We start from the raw sequence: 21,770 nt of genomic DNA, 5'->3' as shown, positions 1-21,770 counted from the left end.
TCAAGACTGAACCGTTCGGTTGACACAATGAACTGATCGGTTTAGTTTTCTCGGTGTCGAAGCCGCCCGGATCACCGGACGGTCCGACAACTCCCCCCCGCCGTAGCCCTTCTGAAGGAGCCCCACCATGGCCACCGCCAAGATCTTCGCCATCTCCGGCTCGCTGCGCGCCGACTCGCACAACACCCAGCTGCTGCGCGCCGCCCAGAAGTTCAACCCCGGTGGCCAGGAGATCGAGATCTACGACGGCCTGCGCGACATCCCCGCGTACGACCAGGACCTCGACACCCCCGAGAAGCGGCCGGCCGTCGTCAACGACCTGCGCCGCCGCGTCCAGGCCGCCGACGGCCTGCTGATCGCCACGCCGGAGTTCAACTACTCCATCCCCGGCGTCCTCAAGAACGCCCTCGACTGGCTGAGCACCGACTGGACCAAGACCGAGGGGCTGCCGCTGCACCGCAAGCCCACCGCGATCCTCGGCGCCGCCCCGACCAACTTCGGCAGCGTCCGCGCCCAGCTGGCGCTGCGCCAGGTCTTCGTCTGGACCGACAGCGACGTCGTGGTCAAGCCCGAGGTCATCGCCTTCCGCTCGCACGAGCGCTTCGACGGCGAGGGCAACCTCACCGACGAGACCACCATCGGGCTGCTCCAGGACCTCCTGCGGGCGTTGCAGGTCAAGATCGACGCCGTCGCCGCGCGCTGAGGGCGGGGGTTCGGAAAACCGAACCCCCGATCCGGGGGCGAGCACGATCGATCGCCGCGTCCGGCCCGGCCAGCATGGAGACATGGCTGAGACGAGAATGACAGCGGTCGCGGAACCGGCCGCCCGCACGGACGACCTGCACCGGGAGTACGGCAGGGGCGGCGCCGCCGTGCGGGCGCTGCGCGGGGTGTCGGTGGCGTTCGCCCCCGGGACCTTCACCGCCGTGATGGGGCCCTCCGGCTCCGGCAAGACCACCCTGCTCCACTGCCTCGCCGGCATGGACCGGCCCACCCGCGGCACCGTCCGGTGGGGCTCCACCGAGGTGTCCCGGCTGCCCGAACGCAAGCTGGCCGAACTGCGGCGCACCCGGATCGGGTTCGTCTTCCAGGCGTTCAACCTGATGCCCGCGATGACGGTCGCCCAGAACGTCGAACTCCCCGGCCGGCTGGCCGGCGCCCGCCCCGACCGCGCCGCCGTGCAGGACGCGCTCGCCCGGGTCGGCCTGGCCGGCCGCGAACGCCACCGGCCGGGCCTGCTCTCCGGCGGCCAGCAGCAGCGCGTCGCGATCGCCCGCGCCCTGGTCACCCGCCCCGACGTGCTCTTCGCCGACGAACCCACCGGGGCGCTCGACCGCGCCACCGGTCACGAGATCCTCGCGCTGCTGCGCACCGGCGTGGACCGGGACGGGCAGACCTGTGTGATGGTCACCCACGACCCGGTGGCAGCCGGTTACGCCGACCGCGTCCTGCTGCTCGCCGACGGGCTGCTGGTCGACGAGCTGGCCCACCCGACGGCGGCGTCGGTCGCCGAGCGGCTGAGCCGGCTGGGCGGGTGAGCGCGATGACGCCCCCGCCCCCGGGCACCGCGCCTGACCGTGGCGCCGTCCCGCCCCCGGGCGCCGCGCCGGACCTTGGCACTGCCACAGACCGGCAGGCCGCCCCGGACCGGCGGCCCGCGCCGGGCAGCACGCCGCCGTCCCCCGCCTCCCGCGCCGGTCGCGCGGCCCCCCGCACCGGGCGCCCCGTACCGGCCCTCGCGCTCGGCCAGCTCCGCCGCCGACCCGCCGCCTTCGCCGGGCTGGCCGTGGCGCTCTTCCTCGCCGTCGCCACGGTGACGCTCTTCGGCTCGCTCTTCGCCGCCGAGGTCACCGCGCCGGCCGCCGCCCGCCGGGCGGCCGCCGGGCCGGGCCTGATGGTGATCGCGGGCGCGTTCGGCGAGATCGCGGTGCTGGTGGCCTTCTTCGTGGTGGTCAACGCGCTCGGCTTCGCGCTGCGCCAGCAGCACCGGGAGCTGGCGCTCCTGCGCACCGTCGCCGCCACACCCCGGCAGGTCCGCCGGCTGGTGCGCGGCCAGGTGGTCGCGACCACCCTGCTGGTGGCCGGGCCCGGCTGGGCGGCCGGGGCCTTCGCCGCCCGCAGGTTCCTCGCCGCCCTGCAGGAGCGCGGGATGGCCGCGCCCGCCGTCCGGGTGCCGGGCACACCGCTGCCGATGCTGGTCGCGCTCGCCGCCGCCCTGCTCGTCGGCCTGGCGGCGGCTGCCGTCGCGGCCCGACGGATCACCCGGATCCCGCCGGCCGCCGCACTCACCGCCGGTTCGACCGAGCACGGCCGGACGGGCGCCCTGCGGCTGCTGGCCGGCGCCGGCACCCTGACCGGCGGCGCGCTGCTGCTCCGGCTGGCGGCGACCCGGCCCGCCGACCAGCTCGACAAGGCCGGGCAGGCGGCCCTGCTCGCCTCGCTGGTGCTGCTGGTCGCCGTCGCCCTGCTGGGACCGCTCGCGGCCCGCGTCCTGGCCGCCGTGCTGGGCGCGCCGGTGCGGTGGGCGGCGCCCCGTTCGGGCTGGCTGGCCGACGCCAACCTGCGCGGCTACGCGCACCGGCTCTCGGCCGCGGTGGTGCCGGTCGCGCTCCTGGTCGGTCTCTCGGGCACCATGTCGATCATGACAAGCACCGCCGAGCACGCGGCGACCCTCGCCCTCCCCGGGGCCGCCGCCTCGGCCGCCTCCGTGACCTCCGCGAGCGACGTCTGGCTGCGCCAGGCGGAGCTGGCCATGCTGGTCTGCTTCGCGGCCGTCTCCACCGTCAACACCCTGGTGGCTCTGACCGCCGACCGCCGCCGCGAGTTCGCGCTGCTCCGGCTGCTCGGCGCCACCCGGCGCCAGCTGCTGCGGATGCTCGGCGTCGAGGCGGCGCTCACCACGGCGGTGGGCGTCCTGCTGGGTGCGGCGGTCGCCGGCGTCGCCTCGGCCGCCTTCAGCACGGCCGTCACCGGCTCCGCCGCTCCGACCGTCCCGGTGGCCGCCTGCGGTTGGATCGTGGCGGGCGCGGCCGCGCTGACCGTCCCCGGCATCCTGGGCACCGGCCTGCGTGCCGTCACCGGCCCGGCCGCGCAACTGGCCGGCGGCGAGCGTGGCTGACCGGCGCCCCTCCGGAGTGCGGCGGTACTTCACGGTCCGCGGCGGCGAACTGCTCTTCGCCGTCGCGGGCCTGCCGCCCGCCGTCCTCGGCGGCGCCTACGCGCTCGCCGTCCTCTACGCCGGGACGCTGCTCTCGCTCACGGTCCTCGGCCTGCCGTTCGTGGTCCTGGCGCTGGCCGGCGCGCGCGGCCTCGGCGGGCTCCACCGCCGGCCGGTCGGCCGGCTGTTGGGCGAGTACGTGGAACCGCCGCCGCCGCTGCCGAGGCCGGCCGGCGCCTTCGCCCGCGGCCGCGCCGTCCTGACCGACCCGGTCGCCTGGCGTGCGCTGCTCTACCTGTTGCTGCGCCTGCCGCTCGGACTGCTCGGCTTCGCCGCCGCCGTCGCCCTGCCGCTCGCCTGCGGCTGGCTGCTCGGGTTCCCGCTCTGGGTACGGCTGTTGGAGCCGGGGGAGCGGCCCGCCGGTTGGCCGGACGCGGCCGCCGTCCTGCTCGGCCTGGCCGTCCTGGCGGCCCTTCCACCAGCCAACCGCGCGCTCGCCGCGGCCAATCGGAGCATCGCCCGGCTGCTGCTCGGCCCGGCCCGCGCCCAACAGCGGGTCCGCACCCTCGAATCCGCCCGTGCCACGCTCCTCGCCGCCAACACCGACCGGCTGCGTCGCCTGGAGCGCGACCTGCACGACGGCACCCAGGCCCAGCTGGTCGCCCTCGCCATCACCCTCTCGCTGGCCGACGACGCGCTCGCCCCCGGCGCCGGCCCCGGGAGTCCCGACCTCGCCCGCCTGCGAGCCCTCGTCGACCGCGCCCGCGGCCAGACCGACGACACCATCACCGGACTGCGCCGGCTCACCCGGGGCATCCACCCGGTCGCCCTGGACGGCGGCCTCGGCGAGGCCCTGCCCGGACTGGCCGCCACCTCGCCGGTCCCCGTCACCGTCCGTCTCGACCTGTGGGAACGGCCCGACCCGGCGATCGAGCAGGCCGTCTACTTCTGTGCGGCCGAACTGCTCACCAACCTCGCCAAGCACAGCGGCGCCCGGACGGCCGAGCTGTCGGCCACCGCCGCCGACGGCCGGGTCCGGCTGGTGGTGCGCGACGACGGCCGCGGCGGCGCCGTGCCCGGCGGGCCGGCCGGCGGGACCGGGCTGGCCGGTCTGGGCGAGCGGCTCGCCGCGGTGGACGGCGTGCTCCGGGTGGAGAGCCCGGCCGGCGGGCCCACCGTCGTCACCGCGGTTCTCCCGAGCCGTATGTGACGCCTCGTCAGTCACCCGTCTCGGAGAGGTAGGTGAGCACCGCCTTCACCCGGCGGTTGTCCGCATCCGTGGCCGGCAGGTCGAACTTGGTGAACACGGCGGCGACATGCTTCTCCACCGCCCGCTCCGACACCACCAGCCGCCCGGCGATCGAACGGTTGGAATGCCCCTGCGCCATCAGCTCCAGCACCTCCCGCTCGCGCGGCGTCAACGCGTCCACCCGGCCGCGCCGCCCGCCCCGCATCAGCCGGGTCACCACCTCCGGGTCCAGTGCCGTCCCGCCGTCCGCGACCCGGCGCAGCGCGTCCACGAACTCCGACGTCCGGGCGACCCGTTCCTTCAGCAGATACCCGACCCCGGCCGCGCCACCCGCCAGCAGCCGGGACGCCCAGGCGGTCTCGACGTGCTGCGAGAAGACCAGGATGCCGACCTCCGGCAGGGTCGCCCGCAGCTCGACAGCGGCGCGGATGCCCTCGTCGGTGTGGGTCGGCGGCATCCGGATGTCCACCACCGCGACGTCGGGCCGGTGCTCGGCCACGGCGGCGAGCAACTCCGGCGCCGTGCCGGCCGCAGCGACCACCTCGCATCCACGGGCGCCGAGCAACTCGACCATCCCCTCCCGCAGGATCACGGAGTCCTCGGCCAGTACCACGCGCAGCTGTCTGTCGATCACGACGCCATTATCGCGGCCGCCAGGGGAGTGCCGGTCCGCGCGGGCCGGAAGCACGACCGTGACGGCTCGACGGCCGGGCGACCCGGCGGTGCGGGAAACCGGTGGCTGGCGCACCCGGAGCACCTGGCGGCGCTGCTGCGGGCGATGCCGCCGCACCGGCGGGAGGCGTTCCACGACACCGTCACGGCGGGTGCACCACTGGAGTGGACGGCCGCCGCGGCGCCGCTGCTGACCGCTCTGCCGCGGGACCGCCGCGCGGCCGTCGCACGGGAGCTGGCGGCCAGGGGGCGGGCCGAGGAGTGGTGGATCGGCGACGTCCTGGCAGCGCTCGCGCACCTGCCGGTGGCCGAGGCCCGGCCCGGACTGCTCGCGGCCGTCCGGTCCTCCGACCCGGAGGACCGGGCGACGGCGTGGCCGTACCTGGTCGCCAACGCCGGCCACGCCCGGGACCACGCCGCCCTGTCCGAGGTGCTCGTCCTGATGGACGCCCGGCTGCGCAACGAGCGGGACCCGATCCGGGCGCAGGCCCTGAAGGCCCTGGCCGCTGTGCCGGGTGCGCCGTTCACCGTGGGCGACGTCGGGCTGCTGGACCGGATCGCCCTCGCGGCCGTCCAGGCCCGCGACTGCTCCTGGGCCACCCGCAACGCGCTGCGCGACCTTGCCCTGGGTGTCCTGCGCCACCACACCGCCGCCGGGGAGCCTGAGCTCCTCGACTGGGCGGCCGGCACCCTCGGCCGCCTCGCGGGCCGCACCGGCGGCGTCGACCTGGGCGGGCTCGTCCACACCCTGCGGCGCGGGCAGGAGGGGCTGGTCGTCGCCGCGCTGGAGCCGTGGCTCCGCGCCGGTGCCGACCACGGCGAGTACGGGCTGCTGTTCGCGCTCCACGGCGCGCTCGGCCGGCGTGCGTACCGCCTGCCCGAGCTCCAGGAGCTGCTGGGCGAGGCGCTGCGCAAGGGCGATGACGAGGCCTTCCGCGCTGCGGCCCGGAGGTGGCTCGCCGATCCGGCGACCCGCGACGAACGGGTGGCGGAGCTGCTGGCGTCGGAGCCCTCGGCCGCCGTCCTGCCGGCCGTCGGGGAGGCGCTGGCCGCCCGCCGTACCGATCTCCTGGACGCCCTGCTCGCCGAGGAGCCGCCGTATGGCCGGTTCCTGCCGGGCCGGGCCCGCCGGCCGCTGCCCGACTTCCGGTACGCCGACCGCTGGCTGCCCCGGCAGCAGGAGGCGGCGGCCCGGCTCGCGCGCGACGCGGCCGGCCGCCGTCACCTCGGCGGCCGCGGTGCCCGAGCAGGGGCGCGCCCTCGCGCTGGACTTCGCGGCCTCGGGCGAGGTGCTCCTCGCCGAGGCGGCCCTCGCCGCCCTCGCGCGGACGGACGAGCCCGCCGAGGACCTCGCCGTCCTGCTCGCGCACGCGGGCGGCGACCGGGCCCGGGTGGCCGTCTACGCGGCCGACCGCGTCGCCGCCCGCACCCCGGCGGCTGCGCTCTCCGGCCCGCTCGGCGCGCTGCTGACGGCCACCACCGGCGCGAAGGTGACCAGCCGCAAGGAGGCCGCCCGCCTCACCGCGCGCCACCTGCCGCCCGCGGAGGCGGCCGGCCTGCTCGCCACCGCGTACCGCACCCCGCGGCAGCACCCGGACGTACGGGCCGCGGTCGTCCGGTGCGTGCCCGGCCTGCTCGCCGCCGGCCCGCGGGCCGCCGCCGGCGTCTGGGAGCTGTTGGACGAGGCCGTGGGGAGCGACGCGCCGCCGGTGCGGCAGGCCCTGCAGGCGGCCCGTCCGCTGGACCTCCCAGCGGCCCACCGTCCGCGCTACGCAGGGCTGTTGGCCGGCCTGGCCGAGGACGCGGACCACGACGTGGCGGACAACGCGCTGTCCGCTCTGGAGCTCTGGGCTGCGTACGCGCCGCAGGCCGCCGACGCCGTCCGGCGGGTCGCCACCGACCTGACCCGCAGCCGCTCCGGCTGGCACCGCGCTGCCGGGGTGATCGGCACACTGGCCGGCTCGGGCCTGCCGCACCCGGTCGGCGGCGCCGCTCCGGGCAGCCTGCTGCACCGCACCGTCACCGAGCTGCTGGGCGTCGTCCGGGGCGGGGAGCCGGAGGACGAGGCCGATCGGGATCTGCCGGCATTCCGGCGGCTGCACCACCTGGTCACGATGGCGGTGCGCGGGCCGGAGGCCCTCGCGGCCGTGGCCGGCCTGCTGGCGGACGAGCCGGATCTCCTCCCGGCCCGGCTCTCGGCGATGACGCGGTCGCTGGACGTGCGGGCCGACCTGCCGGAGCTGGTGGCCGCCCTCCGCGCCCTGGCCGCCGCCCTGGACGGCCACCCCGTGCTGGCCGCCGCCACCGCCACCCACCTGTGCAACCTCCATGCGTACAACCGGAGTCGAGGGGTCGACGAGGCCGCGATGCTGGAGGCGGTCCGGCGGCTGTCGGCCGGCGACGGCCTCGCGGAGGGCCTGCTGGCCACCGGGCTGGCCGAGGCCTTCGGTCCGGCGTTCCACTGGCCGCAGGGGTGGCGGTCCGCCCTGCGCACGCTGCGCGCGCACCCGGTGTCCGACGTCCGGCACGCCGCCCGGCGGGTCGCCATCGTCGCGGAGTGATGCCCCGGCCCGGTCCGCCCCCGGGGGAAGCGGGCCGGGCCGGGGAGCCGGCCCGCGCGGGGGACCGGGCGGACTTGTCCCGCGGCCGTCACGGTGTTGTTGTGTCTCCTTCATGTGAGGGATGCTCAGGTCCGGCATCGTCCGAAGACGACCGCCGTACGCGTTCTGACAAGGGGACAAGTCATCGTGACCGCACGCCGCGCCCTCGCCGGCACCATCGCCACCGGTCTGCTCGCCGCGGCCGCCACCGCCCTCCTGCCGGCCACGTCGGCCGACGCGAGCGGCCCCGCCGAGCTGCCCTTCGGCTCGGCCACCACCGTCGGGATCCACAACACCTACGACCCGGCCGCGTTCGGCTACCTCGCCCAGGGCCTGGACACCGGCACCGGCATGATCGAACTCGACGCGTGGACGGACACCGTCACCAAGGAGTGGAAGGTCAGCCACTCCAACCCGCTGGGCAACGCCAACAACTGCGCCGCCGCCGGCACGCCCGCGCAGCTCTACAGCGGCGGCACCAACAAGAACCTGGAGACCTGCCTCGACGACGTCCGGATCTGGCTCGGGGCCCACCCCGCGGCCGGCCCGCTGGTCGTCAAGCTGGAGCTGAAGGCGGGCTTCGCCGGCAACCGCGGCATGGGCCCCGCCCAGCTCGACTCGCTGATAGCCGCCCACCTCGGCCCCGCCGTCTTCCGCCCCGCCGACCTGCTCGCCAAGCCCGGCGGCGGCAGCTACCCGAACGTCGACGAGGCCGCCCGTGCCGGCAACTGGCCGAGCCGTGCGGCGCTCGCCGGCCGGGTGCTGGTGTACGTCATCCCCGGGTCGTTCGAGGAGGGCAACCCCTTCGACACCCTGCCCACCGACGTCGAGTACGGGCGGCACCTGCGCGACCTCGCCGCGGCCGGCCGGACCGGTGACGCCCAGGTGTTCCCCGCCGTCCACGGCGCCGCAGCCGGCGACCCCCGCACCAAGTACGCGGAGACGGCGATCCGCCCCTGGTTCGTCGTCTTCGACGGCGACGCCGCCGCGTACACCGGCGGGACGGACACCTCCTGGTACGACAGCCGGCACTACCTGCTGACGATGACCGACGCCCAGAACGTCGCCCCCGCGATCAGCGCGACCGACCCGACGGCCGACCAGGCCCGCGCCCGCACCGAGCAGCTCGCCCGGGCCCACGCGAGCATCGTCTCCAGCGACTGGCGCAAGCTCCCCGCCGTCCAGTCCCTCGTCCTCCCCCGGGGCTGACCCTCCCGGGGCTGACGGTCCCGGGGCTGACGGTCCCGGGGCCGTCCCGGGGCCGATCACCCCCGCCCGGCGGCACGGCCGGAGGCCGCTGCCCGGCAGCCTCCCGGGGGATGACAACGCGACAGTTGGTGTGCGACGCTGCACCTCGCGCGTGATCATCCGCGCTGCGGAGGACTGGGGGGCCGCGTGAGCGACGAAGTGCCGTCGGGCGCGCCGGAGCGTGCCCGACGAAGGTCCGGCCGGTGGCCGGCGGGCGTGCTGGTGGTGGCCGGGCTCCTGGTGTCCGCGGCGGCGCTGCGGCCGGACGGAGGGCTGCTCGGGACGGCGGCCACCGGGCCGGCGGGGGCCGCGGGGCTGGTCGTGCTGCTCGGGGCCGGGTGGGCGGTGGTCGTCGGCCGGTTCGCGATGCGCTTCCGGGAGGAGGTCCGCCACCTGGACGGGCCGACGCCGTGGGCCGAGCGGCTGCGGCAGTCCGCCTCCGTGCTGCTGCCCGGGGCCGCGGTCGCGGTGCCGGTGCTGATGTACCTCTTCCGCATCCGGGCCTCCGGGCCGGACGACCCACCGGCGGTGCCCCTGGAGCCGCTGCCGACGCCATCGACCCGGCCGACACCGCCGCCGTCGATGGCCGTCGACGAGGGGTCCGGGAGCCTGTTCGGGTTGGTGTTCGCGGGACTGATCGCCGTGCTGGCCGTTGCGGCGGTGATCGCGCTCCTGGTGGTCCTCGTTTCGGGGTTGCGGCGACTGCGCCTCCACCGGGAGGGGCCGGCGTCGTCGCTGCCCGCGGCCCCGCCGCGCCCCGAGGACGTTCTCGCGGCCGCCGTGGCCACCGGCCGCCGCGCGCTGAGCGGCGACGACGCGCGTGCCGCGGTGATCGCCTGCTACGCCGCGATGGAGGGCTCGTTGGCGGCCTCCGGGGTGTCCCGGCGTGTCTGCGACAGCCCGGCCGAGCTGCTGGAGCGGGCGGTGGCCGACGACCGCGTCGACCGCTTCCACGCGGAGGCGCTCACCGAGCTGTTCCGGGAGGCGCGCTACTCGACCCACCCGATGGACGACGCCCACGTGCGCCGGGCCCAGACGGCCCTGGACGCCATCGCGGCCCACCTGGAGAGCCGCGCGGAGGAGCCGCCCGCACCCGTCGCGGCCGCGGGCAGGACAGGAGACCGCCGGTGACGACCGACCAGCAGCTGACCGGCTCGGTCCGGCACAGCCTGATCGAGCTGACCGTGGTGGGCGTCCTGGCGGAGATCGTGTTCGCCCTGGTCGGCGGCGCGCCCGCGGCCGGCGCCGGGGCGGTCGTGCTGACCGCCGTGGCCCTGGTCACCGGCCGGTACGTCGCCGGCGCCGGGTTCGGGGAGGAGGGCCTGCGCCGGCGCGCGCGGGTGATGGAGGCGCACGAGCCCGGGCTCGGCGACTGGCGCTGGACCATCCACCACGGGCTCGACCCGCAGGGCGACGGCCGACCGCTGCGCGGCCGGCTCCAACGGCTCTATGCCGCACGGCTGTCGGAGGCGCACGGGCTCTCGCTCCCCGCCGACCGCGACCGGGCCGCCGAACTGGTGGGACCCCGACTCTGGCCCTGGATCGACCCCGAGGCCGCGGCCCCGGCGGCGACCGTTCCGGCGCCGGTCCTGCTCGCCCTCGTCGACCGGCTCGAATCCCTGTAGCCGAGGAGCCGGCCCCGCACCGCCACCCCACAGCACTGCACCCCCGCCTCACGGCACCCAACCCCCACCTCACGGCACCCCACCACCACCTCACGGCACGCACCGCAGCCCCTTCAGGAGAGCCATGACCGCCGTTCCCCAGGCCCCCGCCGCCCCGGACGCCGTACCCACGCCGGAGGCCCCGGCCGCGCCGGCCGCCGTGCTGACCCCGCAGGAGGCCGGCAAGCGCGCCCGCGCGGTGGTCGAGGAGATCGAACGGGCCGTGGTGGGCAAGCCCGAGGCCCTCCGCCTGGTGATGCTGGGTGTGCTGGCCGGCGGTCACGTACTCATCGAGGACCTGCCCGGGCTCGGCAAGACCCTGCTGGCGCGCTCCTTCGCGACCACCCTCGGGCTGGACTTCCGCCGGATCCAGTTCACCCCCGACCTGCTGCCCTCGGACGTGACCGGCGCGCCCTTCTACGACCGGAACAGCGGGGAGATGGTGTTCAAGCCCGGCCCGCTCTTCGCGCAGCTCCTGCTGGCCGACGAGATCAACCGCACCCCGCCGAAGACCCAGGCGGCGCTGCTGGAGGCGATGGCCGAGGGTCAGGTCTCCGTGGACGGGGCCACCCGCCGGCTGCCGCAGCCGTTCGCGGTGATCGCCACCGCCAACCCGATCGAGTACGAGGGCACCTACTCGCTGCCGGAGGCGCAGCTCGACCGCTTCCTCCTGCGGGTCCGGATGGGGTACCTGTCCACCGGGCTGGAGGCCGCGATGCTCCGGGCCCGGCTGGACCGGTCGGCGCCCGAGCCGGTTCTGGAGACGGTCAGCAGTCCGGCCGAACTGCTCGCGATGCGCGCGGCGGTGGAGCAGGTCGAGGTGGACGACGACCTGGTCGAGTACGTGGTCGCGCTGGTCGACGCCACCCGCAACGACCAGCAGATCCAGGTCGGGGCCTCGCCCCGCGGCGGTCTCGCGCTGATCCAGCTGGCCCGGGCCCGCGCGATGGTGGAGGGCCGCGACTACCTGACGCCGGAGGACGTCAAGGCGCTGGCCGTGCCCGCCCTGGCCCACCGCGTCACGCTCAAGCCGGAGTTGTGGGTCCGTCAGATCGAGGCGGACGACGTGGTGGCGCGGCTGGTCGCCACCGTCCCGGCGCCGCAGACCCTGCCGAGGGCGGCGGACGCGGAACGCTCCTCGGGCGGCGCCCGGTGAGTCCCGCGCCGCCGGCCGAACCCACGGGACCTGCCGGACGCACGGGACGGGCCGGACCTGCCGGACCTGCCGGACCCAACCGGCCTGCCGGAGACCCCGGCCCCGCCGGGCCGCCCGGAGACCGTGCCGGGGAGCGGGCCCGGCGGCTCGCCGCGCAGACCGCCGGCCCCGGCCGCCGCCCCGTGCGGCGGCTGGCCTCGGCGCCCGCGAGCACCGACCGCAAGCCCTCCGCCCCCACCACGGCACGGCCCCCCGCCCGAGCACACGACCGGGTCACCGCCCGCCTGCTGGCCCGCAGCGCCCGGGCCACCGTGGCCGGCCTGCCGAGCACCCCGCCCTCGTCGCACTGGCGGGTCGGTGACCAGAGCCTGCGCCTGCTCACCGTGGCCGCCGTCGCGTCCGTCGCCGCGCTGGCCACCGGGCACGCCTGGCTGCTCGCCCTGGCCGCCGGCCCCGCCGTCCTGCTGGCGCTCGCCGCCCCGGGCCGCAGCAGACCGTCCCGGCTGACCGCGGAGAGCACGGCCGAACCGCGCCGCTGCTTCGAGGGCGAGCAGATCGTCGTGCGGATCACCGTCCGGCACGACGGGCGCATCGGCCCGCTCGACCCGACCATCGCGCTCGGCCCCGGCGTGGCCCTGGAGGCGCTCACCGTCGGCGCGACCGGGGTGGACCTCGTCCTGCGCACCCGGAGCTGGGGCCGGTGGACCCTGGGCGCCGTCGACGTCGACGTCTACGACGCCGGGGGCCTGACCCGCCGCACGGTGCGCAGCGACCTCGGTGAGGTGGACGTCTTCCCGGTGCCCAGCGCCTCGCGGCTCACCCCGATCCCGGTCCGGCTGCCCGAACGGCTCGGCGAGCACACCACCGCCCAGGAGGGCACCGGCGTCGAGGTGGTCGGGGTGCGCCCGCACGTGCCGGGCGAACGCCAGCGGCGCATCCACTGGCCGTCGACCACCCGCCGCGACGCCGTCCAGATCAACCAGTTCGCAGCCGAGCGGGCCGCCGACGCGGTCGTCCTGCTGGACGCGCTGGCCGACTTCCGGGACGCGGCCACCGGGCTGTCCAGTCTGGACGAGACGCTGCGTGCGGCCGGCGGGCTGACCCGCGCCTACCTGCGCCGGCACGACCGGGTCGGCCTGATCGCGGTCGGCGGGACGCTGCGCTGGCTGACCGCCGGCACGGGGGACCGCCAGTTCTACCGGATGGTGGAGAGCGTGCTGGAGGTCCGGTTGGACCGCCGCCACCGCGGCCCCGCCCTCCCGCGGCTTCCGCTGCCCGCACTGCCCGGCCACGCGCTGGTGTACGCGTTCAGCTCGCTCGCCGACCAGCGGATCCTGGAGGTGCTCGGGCAGGTCCGCGAGCGCGGCAACCCGCTGGTGGTGGTGGAGATCCCGGCCGGCGAGCCGCCCGTGGCGCCCGGCGACGAGATCGACGCCGTCGCCCTGCGGCTCTGGCACGCCGAGCGCGAGGCGATGCGCTCGGCCCTGCGCACGAAGGGCATCCCGGTGGCCCGCTACGTCCCGGGGGAGACGCTCGACCTGGCGCTCGCGCCCCTGCTGCGCCGCCGGATCGGGGGAGGAGTCCGATGACCGCCGGTCCTGGCTTGCACGTGGGTCCGAAGACCGTGGATCCGATGAACACGGATCCGAACAATGCGCGGCCGAAGACCGTGGATCCGCACCACGACAGCCCGAGGAGTACGGCGAGCGTGCCGCCGAAGCGCCGGCCGGAGCGTGCCGCGCTGCGCGTCACGGGCGCCGCCCTGGCGCTCGCCGCCGCGGGGCCGGCGGGCAGCCCCGGCAGTGCCGTGGACCGGTTCGGGCCGGCCGCTGCCGTGGTCGCCGTCGTCCTCGCCGCCGCGGTCGCCGTGCCGCCGGTGGACGCGCCGCGCCGTCCGGTCGGCTGGCCCGCCCGGCTCCTGGCGGGCCGCGCCACCGTGCTGCCCGCCGGGGCTGTGCTGCTCGCCGCGCCGGGCGAGCCGCCGTTCTGGCAGGCCGCGGCGGTGGCCGTCCTGCTGACCGGTTACCTGCTGCTGGTCGACGCCTTCGGCCCGCACCGCCGCACGGCCCGGCCGGCGCACGCGGTGGCCGCGGTCGCCGCGTCCGTCCTGGTCCTGCCGGTCGCGTTCGCGCCGACCGGGGCGGGTGAGTGGTCGCGCCCGGTGGCAGTGCTCGGGCTGGTGGCGGCCGTCTGCGGCACCGGTCTGGCGTTCTGGCCCCACCGGCGTGGGCAGGGCCGGGAGTAGCCCGGCGGCCGAGGGGAAGGTACCCGCCGTCACACCACCCCAAGGGAGCCTTCCATGACGATCGGTCATCGAACCATCGGAGACGGTGAGCACAAGGTCCTCGTCCTGCACGACTGGTTCGGCACCAGCGCCGGTTGGGGCCAGTTCCTCGACCACCTGGATCCGGAGGCCTTCGCCTACGCCTTCCCGGACTACCGCGGCTACGGCGAACGGCGAGACGTGGAGGGCGAGTTCACCCTCGCCGAGATCGCGTCGGACGTGCTCGCCCTGGCCGACCGGCTGGGCTGGGACGGCTTCTCCGTGGTCGGCCACTCGATGGGCGGAAAGGCGGCGCAGCGCGTCCTCGCCGAGGCGCCCGGCCGGGTGCGGAAGCTGGTCGGGGTGGCTCCGGTCCCGGCGAGCGCCTTCCCGCTGGAGGGCGATGCGTACGACCTCTTCCACGGTGCGGCCGAGCACCCGGCCAACCGGCGGGCCATCCTCGACCTGGTCACCGGGAACCGCGCCTGCGCGCGCTGGCTGGACGCGATGACGGCCCGCTCGGTGGCCGGCTCCCGCCCGGAGGCGGTGGCCGGCTACCTCCGGGACTGGACCACGCAGGACTTCGCGGCCGAGGTCGCCGGGAGCACCCTCCCGGTCAAGGTCTTCGTCGGCGAGCGCGACCCGGCCCTGTCCGCCGAGGTGATGCGGCAGACCTGGCTGGCGCACTACCCGCAGGCGGAGCTGGAGGTCCTCACCAACTCCGGCCACTACCCGATGCACGAGGTGCCGGTGGCCTTCGCCACCGCGCTGGAGGCCTTCCTGAAGGCCTGAGCGGCCCCCTCCGGGACAGCCGGGCGCGCCGCCGACCCGCCGCCGACCCGCCGCCGACGTCCGACCGCCGGGTCCGCCGACCCGCTGGGACGGCCGCCCGGCGGGCCGGCCCGCCCCCGCCCCTCCCGCCGGGCGGTTCGCAGGCGTACGGTGGCCACACGGTGATGCGCAGCCCGGCGGCGCGCCCGACCGGCCCGGTACGGCGGCGTCACCGCCCCGCCTTGGCACGCCCTGCCGGAGACCGCGATGGCTGATTCCATGGCCGACCGCATGGCCTTCTTCACCACGCCCCGCCGGGCGCGCGAGCGCCGGCCCCCGCAGGAGCGGCTGGGGGACTGGCACGAGGTCTACCGGGAGGGGGCGCTGCTGCCGGTCATCGGCGCCCAGGCCGCCCGCTGCATGGACTGCGGCCTGCCGTTCTGCCACCACGCCTGCCCGCTGGGCAACGTCATCCCCGACTGGAACACCCTGGTCGCCCACGACGACTGGGGCGCGGCCGCCGCACGACTGCTGGCGACCAACAACTTCCCGGAGTTCACCGGCCGGCTCTGCCCCGCCCCCTGCGAGAGCGCCTGCGTGCTGGCGATCGACGCCGAGGCCGTGACGATCAAGAACGTGGAGCTGGCGATCGCCGACCGGGCCTGGGAGGACGGCTACGACCGGCCGCAGCCGCCGGAGCGGATGAGCGGCCTGCGGGTGGCGGTGGTCGGTTCGGGGCCGTCCGGCCTGGCCGCCGCCCAGCAGCTGACCCGGGCGGGGCACACCACGACCGTGTACGAGCGCGCCGACCGGATCGGCGGGCTGCTGCGGTACGGCATCCCGCCGTTCCGGCTGGAGAAGCACCGACTGGACCGGCGGATCGACCAGATGGCGGCGGAGGGCACCCGGTTCCGCACCGGGGTGGCGGTCGGCCGGGACGTGTCCGCGGACGGCCTGCGCGCCCGGTGCGACGCGCTGGTGGTCGCGGTCGGCGCCACCGCCTGCCGGGACCTCCCGGTGCCCGGCCGCCGGCTGCCCGGGGTGCACCAGGCGATCACCTATCTGACCCTGGCCAACCGGGTCGACGAGGGCGACTGCCAGGCCTCCCCGCTGAGCGCCGAGGGGCGCAGCGTGGTGATCGTCGGCGGCGGCGACACCGCCGCCGACTGCCTGGGTACGGTGCTGCGCCAACGGGCTGCCGCCGTCACCCAGTTCGACATCAACCCGCGGCCGCCGGAGCGCCGTTCGCCGGGCCAGCCCTGGCCCGTCCACCCCAAGGTGTACCGGGTGACGACCTCGCACGAGGAGGCCGGGGGCTCGGCGGCCGAGCCGCGGGTGTTCGCGGCGGTCACGGTGGGGTTCGAGGCGGGCACGGACGGTCGGCTGGCGGCGGTCCGCTTCGCCGAGGCGCGGCCCGGCGACCGTCGCCCCCGGCCGGGGACGGAGCGGACCCTCCCGGCCGAGCTGGCCCTGCTGGCCCTCGGCTTCAACGGTCCGGGGCGCAGGACCGGCCTGGTCCGCCAACTCGGCCTGGCCGCCGACCGGCAGGGCCGGCTCACCCGGGACGAGGGCTTCGCGGCCGGGACGGAGGGCGTGTTCGTCGCGGGCGACGCCGGGCGCGGGCAGTCGCTGATCGTCTGGGCGGTGGCCGAGGGCCGGGCGGTGGCCGCGGCCGTCGACCGCTACCTGCGTGGCAGCACCGACCTCCCGGCCCCGGTCGCCCCCTCGGACGGGCCGCTCACCGTCTGAGGGGGCGGAGCGGTCAGACCAGTTCGAGGACGAGCTTGCCGGTGTTCTCGCCGCGGAAGAGCATCTGCAGGGTCTGCGGGAAGTCGTCGACGGTGCCCTTGACCACGTGCTCCAGGACCTTGATCTGCCCGGAGGCGATCCAGCCGCCGATCTCCCGGGCGGCCTCGGTGAAGCGCGGCGCGTAGTCGAAGACCACGAAACCCTCCATCCGGGCCCGGCACACCAGCAGCGACAGGTAGTTCGACGGGCCCTGGACGCCCGTGGTGGTGTTGTACTGGCTGATGGCGCCGCAGACCACCACCCGGGCGCGCATCGCAAGGTTGGCCAGGGCGGCGTCCAGGATCTCGCCGCCGACATTGTCGAAGTAGACGTCGATGCCGTCCGGCGCATGGGTGCGCAGCGCCTTCCTGACGTTCTCGGTGCGGTAGTCGACGGCGGCGTCGAAGCCGAGTTCGTCGGTCAGCAGGGCGCACTTCTCGGCCCCGCCGGCGATGCCGACGACCCGGCAGCCCTTCGCCTTGGCGATCTGGCCGGCCATGGTGCCGACGGCGCCCGCGGCGCCCGAGACCACGACCGTCTCGCCCCCCTTGAGCGCCCCGACGTCCAGCAGCCCGAAGTAGGCCGTCATGCCGGGCATGCCCAGCGCGCCGAGGAAGGTCGACGGCGAGGCGGCGGACGCGTCGATCTTCAGTGTGCCCTTGCCGTCGGAGACCACGTGCGACTGGACGCCGAAGGTGCCGGCGACCAGGTCGCCGATCCGGAAGCCCGGGTGGTTGGACTCGGTCACCTCGACCACCGAGCCGGCCCGCATCACCTCGCCGAGGCCGACCGGCGGCAGGTAGGAGGGGCGGTCGTCCAGCCAGCCGCGCATCGCCGGGTCGAGCGAGACGAACCTGGTCCGCCCGGCGAACTGCCCCTCGGCGGGCGCCGCGGCGGCCTCGGTGACGTGCTCCCAGTCCTCGGGCCCGACCTCGCCCACCGGGCGCCGGGCGAGGCGGATCTGACGGTTCTCTGCGGACAACATGGCGGCTCCCGATCGCTGGACGTACGACGGAGCCGATTCTAAGCAAGCGCTTAGTCAGTGCGCCAGGGGCAATCGGTCAACCCCTACCGATCCATGACCGATTCCGGCCCGCCCGCGCGCCCGTACCGTCGTGGCCGAGCCGGAAACCGGAACCCGCAGCCGGGAACCCGGCACCCACAGCCCATGGCCCACCGCCCCGGAGCGTGACGTCCGGGACCGCCCAGAGGAGCAGCAATGACCGCCTACGCGCTGGCCCAGGTCCACTCGGTCGAGTTCGGCCCGGACATCGTCGAGTACCTGGAGCGCATCGACGCCACCCTCGACCCCTTCGACGGCCGCTTCCTCGCCCACGGGGGCGACGTCGAGACGGTCGAAGGGGCCTGGGGCCAGGGCCTCATCATCATCGAGTTCCCCGACCGCGAGCGGCTGCGCGCCTGGTACGACTCGCCCGCCTACCGGGAGATCCTGACGCTGCGCACCCGGCACATGGTGGCCGACGTGGTGTTCGCCCAGGGTGTGCCGGCGGGTTACCGGGGCGCGGACGGGTTGAAGCACTGAGCGCCGGGCCCGACCCGTGCGAGCCCCTCCGCGGCGCGCTTCCCGCCCCGCTTCCCCGTCGCTTCCCGCCCCGCCTCCCGCCTCGCCTTCCGGGGCACCGGGCCGACCGGGTCGGCCCGGTGGGCGGTACGGGCGAGGCGCCACGGTCGGGCGGAGGCGGACGGCTACGTTCGGGCGGGGGCCGACCGAGCGACGTCCACGGGAGAGCCATGACTTCGAACCGGCCTGAGGGCGGCGTACGCGCCTGGCAGGTGCTGCGCAACCCCAAGGTCTGGATGGTGCCGACGATCATCATCGGCACGGTGGCGTTCCTGTTGTCGCTGCTCTACATGGGCGGCATCATCAACCCGCGCGCCGACCTGGACCGGCTGCCGATCGGCCTGGTCAACTCCGACGGGGGCGCCGTCGTGGGCGGGCAGCAGCAGAACCTCGGCGCGCAGATCACCGCCGGCATCGCCACCGCGCCGGACCCGAAGGGGCAGATCGACTGGCGGGTGCTCGACCGGGCCGGCGCCGACGAGCAGCTGTCCTCGGGCAAGCTCGCGGGCGCGCTGGAGGTCCCCGCCGGCTTCACCGCCGCCGTGGCGGCGATGGGTGCCCCGGCCGGGCCGCAGCCGCCGGCCCGCCCGACGATGACCGTCCTGACCAACCCCGGGGTGGGCAGTCTGGCCTCCTCGCTGGCCTCCTCGATCTCCCAGGCGGCCGCGCAGCAGGCCTCGGCGCAGCTCGGCAGGACCCTCACCGCGCAGGCCCAGGCGCAGGCCAAGGCCCAGCCGCCGGGCCAGCCGCCCGCCCAGGGCGGCGCGGCGACCAACGCGGCGGCGCTCCAACTGGCGGACCCGGTGACGGTCGAGGTCCAGGTCGGCCACCCCATCGGCCCGCACAGCGGCCTCGGCCTGACCGCGTTCTACTACACGCTGCTGCTCGTCCTCTGCGGCTTCCTGGGCGCGAACGTGATCAGCAACGGTGTCGACGTGGCCCTGGGCTACGCGGCCAGCGAGCTGGGCCCGCTGCGCACCCAGCGGCCGCTGGTGCGGATCAGCCGCACCCAGACGCTGGTCGTCACCAACGTGATGTCGGTCGGACTGGCCCTGCTGACGTCCAGCCTGGTGATGCTGGCGACGGTGGTGGTCCTCGGGATGGACGCCTCGCACCTGCCGCTGCTCTGGGTCTTCTCGGTCTGCGCCAGCGCGGCGGTGGGGCTCGGCGCGCAGGCGCTGATCGCCGCGTTCGGCGGGATCGGGCAGCTGATCAGCATGTTCGTCTTCATCGCGCTGTCGCTGCCGTCCTCCGGGGCGACCATTCCGCTGCAGGCGCTGCCGGACTTCTACCAGGGGCTGGCGGTGTTCGAGCCGATGCGCCAGCTCAGCGACGGCGTCCGGTCGATCCTGTACTTCGACGCGCGCGCCGACGCGGGGCTGGCCCGGGCCTGGATCATGATCGGGATCGGGACGGTGGCGGCGCTGGTCTTCGGCTTCGCGATGACCAGGTACTACGACCGCAAGGGCCTGCACCGCTTCCACCCCGAGGTGAGCTGAGCGGCACCCGGGATGTCCCGCCGGGACTCATGTCCTCGCGGGACATCCCGAGTGTACGGGTGGGCGGCGTGAGCATCGAGACGGCCACGGCCACCGGGGAGGCCCCCGAGCGGCAGCGCGACCGCAAGGCCCGCCGGACCCGGGAGTCGCTGGCCGCCGCCCCCTCCGGCTGGTGCTGGAACGGGGCCTGGCCGCCGTCTCCGGCGAGGACATCACCGACCTGGCCGACGTCTCCCGGCGCACCTTCAGCCGGTACTTCCCCTCCCGGGAGGACGCCGTGCTGGACTGCCTGCGGGCCGACTTCGCCCGCATCAACGCCGCCCTGGCCGCCCGCCCCGCGGCCGAACCCCCGCTGACCGCCTACCGCGAGGCCCTGCATGCCTGGCTCCGGGACGACCGGGACCCGGCCTGGCACCGGCGTCCGGGCGTGCGGGAGCTGTTCGGCCTGATCGTCGAGGAGCCCACGCTGACCGCCGCCTACCGGCGGATCTGCGTCGACGAGGAGGAGGCGTCCATCCGGATCGCCGCCGCGCGGCTCGGCCTGGACGCCGACCGAGACCTGCGCCCCGCCGTCGCCACCGGCCTCGGCGCCGCCGCCCTCCAGGCCGCCTCGCGCGCCTGGGTCCGGAACCCCGCGGTCGGCGCCGCCGCCCCGGACCTTCCGGACCTCCTCGACCAGGCCTTCGATGTGCTCGCCGCCGAGCCGGTACCCGACGGCCGCGCCGCACCCCTCCCGGGCCCGGCCTCGGTGGGACCGCAGGAGGAGCGAGGCCGGTCGGGTGGTTCCGGACGTGGAGAAGGACTCCGTCCTGCGGGCGGATGGCGGGCCGCGCGGGGCGCCGTATCGTCGCTGTCATGAGCCGACCGCTGCACTTGGCCGCCTACCTGCTGGCCTTCGACACCCGGGCCCAGGCCCTCCAGGACCGCACCCGGGCCGGCTTCCTGCTGCGCGCGGCCGCCCTGGCCGAACTCGCCCACCGGGGCGACCTCGCCGAGGACAGGACCGGCCGGGTCCGGGTCATGGCGACCACCTCCGCGGAGGACCGCGTCCTCGACGCGGTGCTCGCCGAGCTGGACTCCCGCCCGCGCAGCTGGAAGTCGTGGATCAGACGGAGCCGGGACGAGACGCTGGAGGCCGTCGAGCAACAGCTCGCGGTGCTCGGTGTGCTGACGGTGCAGGACCGCAACCCCTACGGCGCGGTCGAGCCGCTGCGCCCGGTGGCTCTGGCGGATCCGCGCGAGGCCCAGGACCTCCAGCTGAGGGCGGCGGAGGTCGTCCGCGGCGGCGGCCCGGTCGGCGCGGTCCCGTTCGCCGACGCCGTGCTGGCGGCGCTGGCGGCACACGGGCACCTGCGGCTGGTCGTCTCCCGGCAGGACCGGCGGGACCACGCCGACCGGGTCGCCGCGCTCACCGGCCGGCTGGCCGAGGAGGCACCGGGCCTGGCCCGGGCGGTGGCCGGCCTGGGGATGACGATGGTCGCCGCACAGGGCGGGATGGGGAGCGGCGGCTGACGGCCTCGCGCTGACGGCCTCGCGCTGGCGGCCTCGCGCTGACGGCGTCGCGCTGACGGCCTCGCGCACCCGGGCCGGCCCGGCGATCAACCTCGGGCGGCGGACGGCACCGACGCCGGGCAGCGACATCAGGGACTGGCCTCACCTCGGCCGGCTCGGGCCCGACGGACTTCGTCCAGGTGCCTCGCCTGCCGCCGCGCGAGCAGCTCGTCGACGGGCTCGGGCACGCGATCCCACGCCCGTTCAGCGTCCGCCGAGGCGGTGATGGCCCGGTCGTAGAGGGCCTGGTCCTCCGGCGGCGCGGCCGACCGCTCGCGCCGGAACCACGTGATCAGCCACGGCATGTCCCGGGGCCAGTTCGGGTTCGCCGGCGAACGCACGCGCAGATACCCCAGCTGGTCCCACCAGCGGCGGCTGTGCCACTTCCGCGAGTTCGCCGGCGGCAGGCCGTGAGGGAGGTCCTTCATCATCGGATACCTCCGTGGATACCCCCGGCTTCAGCCGGGGGAGGAAACGGATCTCCCGCGTAGCGGGTCAGGGGAAGCCGTATTGCCGTCAAGGCGATACGGCGTTGCGGTAGGTAACTACCTGTCACGTGGTCACAAGCAG

The 21,770-nt window shown here is 76.2% G+C and carries 20 protein-coding genes; 17 read left to right on the top strand and 3 right to left on the bottom strand.

What is annotated here, in order from left to right:
- Positions 1-127: 127 nt before the first annotated feature.
- From ACZ5WK_RS10920 to ACZ5WK_RS10905, 4 genes are all read left to right on the top strand, one after another.
- Complete coding sequence (locus ACZ5WK_RS10920; RefSeq protein WP_465547009.1) at positions 128-703, top strand: NADPH-dependent FMN reductase; 576 nt, start codon at positions 128-130, stop codon at positions 701-703.
- Positions 704-785: 82 nt separating this feature from the next.
- The gene (locus tag ACZ5WK_RS10915; protein ID WP_465547008.1) at positions 786-1,538 is read left to right on the top strand and encodes an ABC transporter ATP-binding protein; all 753 of its coding nucleotides are present in this window, start codon (positions 786-788) and stop codon (positions 1,536-1,538) included.
- 5 nt (positions 1,539-1,543) lie between these two features.
- Positions 1,544-3,118, top strand: a complete 1,575-nt coding sequence (locus ACZ5WK_RS10910) for an FtsX-like permease family protein (protein ID WP_465547007.1) — start codon at positions 1,544-1,546, stop codon at positions 3,116-3,118.
- The gene (locus ACZ5WK_RS10905) at positions 3,111-4,367 is read left to right on the top strand and encodes a sensor histidine kinase (RefSeq protein WP_465547005.1); all 1,257 of its coding nucleotides are present in this window, start codon (positions 3,111-3,113) and stop codon (positions 4,365-4,367) included. The genes ACZ5WK_RS10910 and ACZ5WK_RS10905 overlap by 8 nt, the downstream gene beginning before the upstream one ends.
- Positions 4,368-4,374: 7 nt before the next feature.
- On the opposite strand, the gene ACZ5WK_RS10900 is transcribed toward ACZ5WK_RS10905, so the two are convergent.
- Positions 4,375-5,040 (bottom strand): response regulator, encoded by a 666-nt coding sequence (locus ACZ5WK_RS10900; protein WP_465547237.1) that lies wholly within the window; start codon positions 5,038-5,040, stop codon positions 4,375-4,377.
- A gap of 1,276 nt (positions 5,041-6,316) precedes the next feature.
- On the opposite strand from ACZ5WK_RS10900, the gene ACZ5WK_RS10895 reads away from it, so the two are divergent.
- The 9 genes from ACZ5WK_RS10895 (at position 6,317) to ACZ5WK_RS10855 (ending at position 16,529) form a co-directional block, all read left to right on the top strand.
- Entirely contained in the window at positions 6,317-7,639 is a 1,323-nt protein-coding gene (locus ACZ5WK_RS10895; protein WP_465547003.1) for a hypothetical protein, read from the top strand.
- A gap of 186 nt (positions 7,640-7,825) precedes the next feature.
- Positions 7,826-8,887, top strand: a complete 1,062-nt coding sequence (locus tag ACZ5WK_RS10890) for a phosphatidylinositol-specific phospholipase C domain-containing protein (protein WP_465547001.1) — start codon at positions 7,826-7,828, stop codon at positions 8,885-8,887.
- A 186-nt stretch (positions 8,888-9,073) separates the two neighbouring features.
- The gene (locus tag ACZ5WK_RS10885) at positions 9,074-10,057 is read left to right on the top strand and encodes a DUF4129 domain-containing protein (RefSeq protein ID WP_465547000.1); all 984 of its coding nucleotides are present in this window, start codon (positions 9,074-9,076) and stop codon (positions 10,055-10,057) included.
- Entirely contained in the window at positions 10,054-10,551 is a 498-nt protein-coding gene (locus ACZ5WK_RS10880) for a hypothetical protein (protein WP_465546998.1), read from the top strand. Before ACZ5WK_RS10885 ends, ACZ5WK_RS10880 begins: the two co-directional genes overlap by 4 nt.
- Before the next feature lie 124 nt (positions 10,552-10,675).
- Positions 10,676-11,746: an AAA family ATPase gene (locus tag ACZ5WK_RS10875; protein WP_465546996.1), complete on the top strand. Its 1,071-nt coding sequence runs from the start codon at positions 10,676-10,678 to the stop codon at positions 11,744-11,746.
- Positions 11,747-11,928: 182 nt separating this feature from the next.
- Positions 11,929-13,335 (top strand): DUF58 domain-containing protein, encoded by a 1,407-nt coding sequence (locus ACZ5WK_RS10870; protein ID WP_465546995.1) that lies wholly within the window; start codon positions 11,929-11,931, stop codon positions 13,333-13,335.
- A gap of 44 nt (positions 13,336-13,379) precedes the next feature.
- Complete coding sequence (locus ACZ5WK_RS10865; protein ID WP_465546993.1) at positions 13,380-13,991, top strand: hypothetical protein; 612 nt, start codon at positions 13,380-13,382, stop codon at positions 13,989-13,991.
- Positions 13,992-14,045: 54 nt separating this feature from the next.
- Positions 14,046-14,801, top strand: coding sequence for an alpha/beta fold hydrolase (locus ACZ5WK_RS10860; RefSeq protein ID WP_465546992.1), 756 nt, complete (start codon positions 14,046-14,048; stop codon positions 14,799-14,801).
- Positions 14,802-15,059: 258 nt separating this feature from the next.
- On the top strand, positions 15,060-16,529 hold the full coding sequence (locus ACZ5WK_RS10855; RefSeq protein ID WP_465547236.1) for a glutamate synthase subunit beta: 1,470 nt from the start codon (positions 15,060-15,062) through the stop codon (positions 16,527-16,529).
- Positions 16,530-16,542: 13 nt separating this feature from the next.
- Here ACZ5WK_RS10855 and ACZ5WK_RS10850 read toward each other — a convergent pair whose 3' ends face one another.
- Positions 16,543-17,553: an NADP-dependent oxidoreductase gene (locus ACZ5WK_RS10850; protein ID WP_465546990.1), complete on the bottom strand. Its 1,011-nt coding sequence runs from the start codon at positions 17,551-17,553 to the stop codon at positions 16,543-16,545.
- 234 nt (positions 17,554-17,787) lie between these two features.
- On the opposite strand from ACZ5WK_RS10850, the gene ACZ5WK_RS10845 reads away from it, so the two are divergent.
- The 4 genes from ACZ5WK_RS10845 to ACZ5WK_RS10830 all read left to right on the top strand — a co-directional run bounded on the left by ACZ5WK_RS10845 (position 17,788) and on the right by ACZ5WK_RS10830 (position 21,161).
- Positions 17,788-18,111, top strand: a complete 324-nt coding sequence (locus tag ACZ5WK_RS10845; protein ID WP_465546988.1) for a DUF1330 domain-containing protein — start codon at positions 17,788-17,790, stop codon at positions 18,109-18,111.
- A 209-nt stretch (positions 18,112-18,320) separates the two neighbouring features.
- The gene (locus ACZ5WK_RS10840; RefSeq protein WP_465546986.1) at positions 18,321-19,649 is read left to right on the top strand and encodes a YhgE/Pip domain-containing protein; all 1,329 of its coding nucleotides are present in this window, start codon (positions 18,321-18,323) and stop codon (positions 19,647-19,649) included.
- Between the two features lie 172 nt (positions 19,650-19,821).
- Complete coding sequence (locus ACZ5WK_RS10835; RefSeq protein WP_465546985.1) at positions 19,822-20,508, top strand: acyl-CoA-like ligand-binding transcription factor; 687 nt, start codon at positions 19,822-19,824, stop codon at positions 20,506-20,508.
- Entirely contained in the window at positions 20,505-21,161 is a 657-nt protein-coding gene (locus ACZ5WK_RS10830) for a GPP34 family phosphoprotein (protein ID WP_465546983.1), read from the top strand. The genes ACZ5WK_RS10835 and ACZ5WK_RS10830 overlap by 4 nt, the downstream gene beginning before the upstream one ends.
- Positions 21,162-21,289: 128 nt before the next feature.
- Here the strand turns inward: ACZ5WK_RS10830 and ACZ5WK_RS10825 are convergent, their stop codons facing one another.
- Positions 21,290-21,631, bottom strand: a complete 342-nt coding sequence (locus ACZ5WK_RS10825; RefSeq protein WP_465546981.1) for a hypothetical protein — start codon at positions 21,629-21,631, stop codon at positions 21,290-21,292.
- Positions 21,632-21,770 lie beyond the last annotated feature (139 nt).

The sequence above is a fragment of the Kitasatospora sp. NPDC032757 genome (assembly GCF_055579305.1).
This window is presented reverse-complemented; position numbering and strand designations above follow the sequence as displayed.

What these genes read in the sequence shown, in the direction of transcription:
- ACZ5WK_RS10920 (WP_465547009.1), top strand. Translation starts at nt 128, where the DNA reads ATGGCCACCGCCAAGATCTTCGCCATCTCCGGCTCGCTGCGCGCCGAC.
- ACZ5WK_RS10915 (WP_465547008.1), top strand. Translation starts at nt 786, where the DNA reads ATGGCTGAGACGAGAATGACAGCGGTCGCGGAACCGGCCGCCCGCACG.
- ACZ5WK_RS10910 (WP_465547007.1), top strand. Translation starts at nt 1,544, where the DNA reads ATGACGCCCCCGCCCCCGGGCACCGCGCCTGACCGTGGCGCCGTCCCG.
- ACZ5WK_RS10875 (WP_465546996.1), top strand. Translation starts at nt 10,676, where the DNA reads ATGACCGCCGTTCCCCAGGCCCCCGCCGCCCCGGACGCCGTACCCACG.
- ACZ5WK_RS10865 (WP_465546993.1), top strand. Translation starts at nt 13,380, where the DNA reads ATGAACACGGATCCGAACAATGCGCGGCCGAAGACCGTGGATCCGCAC.
- ACZ5WK_RS10860 (WP_465546992.1), top strand. Translation starts at nt 14,046, where the DNA reads ATGACGATCGGTCATCGAACCATCGGAGACGGTGAGCACAAGGTCCTC.
- ACZ5WK_RS10855 (WP_465547236.1), top strand. Translation starts at nt 15,060, where the DNA reads ATGGCCGACCGCATGGCCTTCTTCACCACGCCCCGCCGGGCGCGCGAG.
- ACZ5WK_RS10850 (WP_465546990.1), bottom strand. Translation starts at nt 17,553, where the DNA reads ATGTTGTCCGCAGAGAACCGTCAGATCCGCCTCGCCCGGCGCCCGGTG.
- ACZ5WK_RS10845 (WP_465546988.1), top strand. Translation starts at nt 17,788, where the DNA reads ATGACCGCCTACGCGCTGGCCCAGGTCCACTCGGTCGAGTTCGGCCCG.
- ACZ5WK_RS10840 (WP_465546986.1), top strand. Translation starts at nt 18,321, where the DNA reads ATGACTTCGAACCGGCCTGAGGGCGGCGTACGCGCCTGGCAGGTGCTG.
- ACZ5WK_RS10830 (WP_465546983.1), top strand. Translation starts at nt 20,505, where the DNA reads ATGAGCCGACCGCTGCACTTGGCCGCCTACCTGCTGGCCTTCGACACC.
- ACZ5WK_RS10825 (WP_465546981.1), bottom strand. Translation starts at nt 21,631, where the DNA reads ATGATGAAGGACCTCCCTCACGGCCTGCCGCCGGCGAACTCGCGGAAG.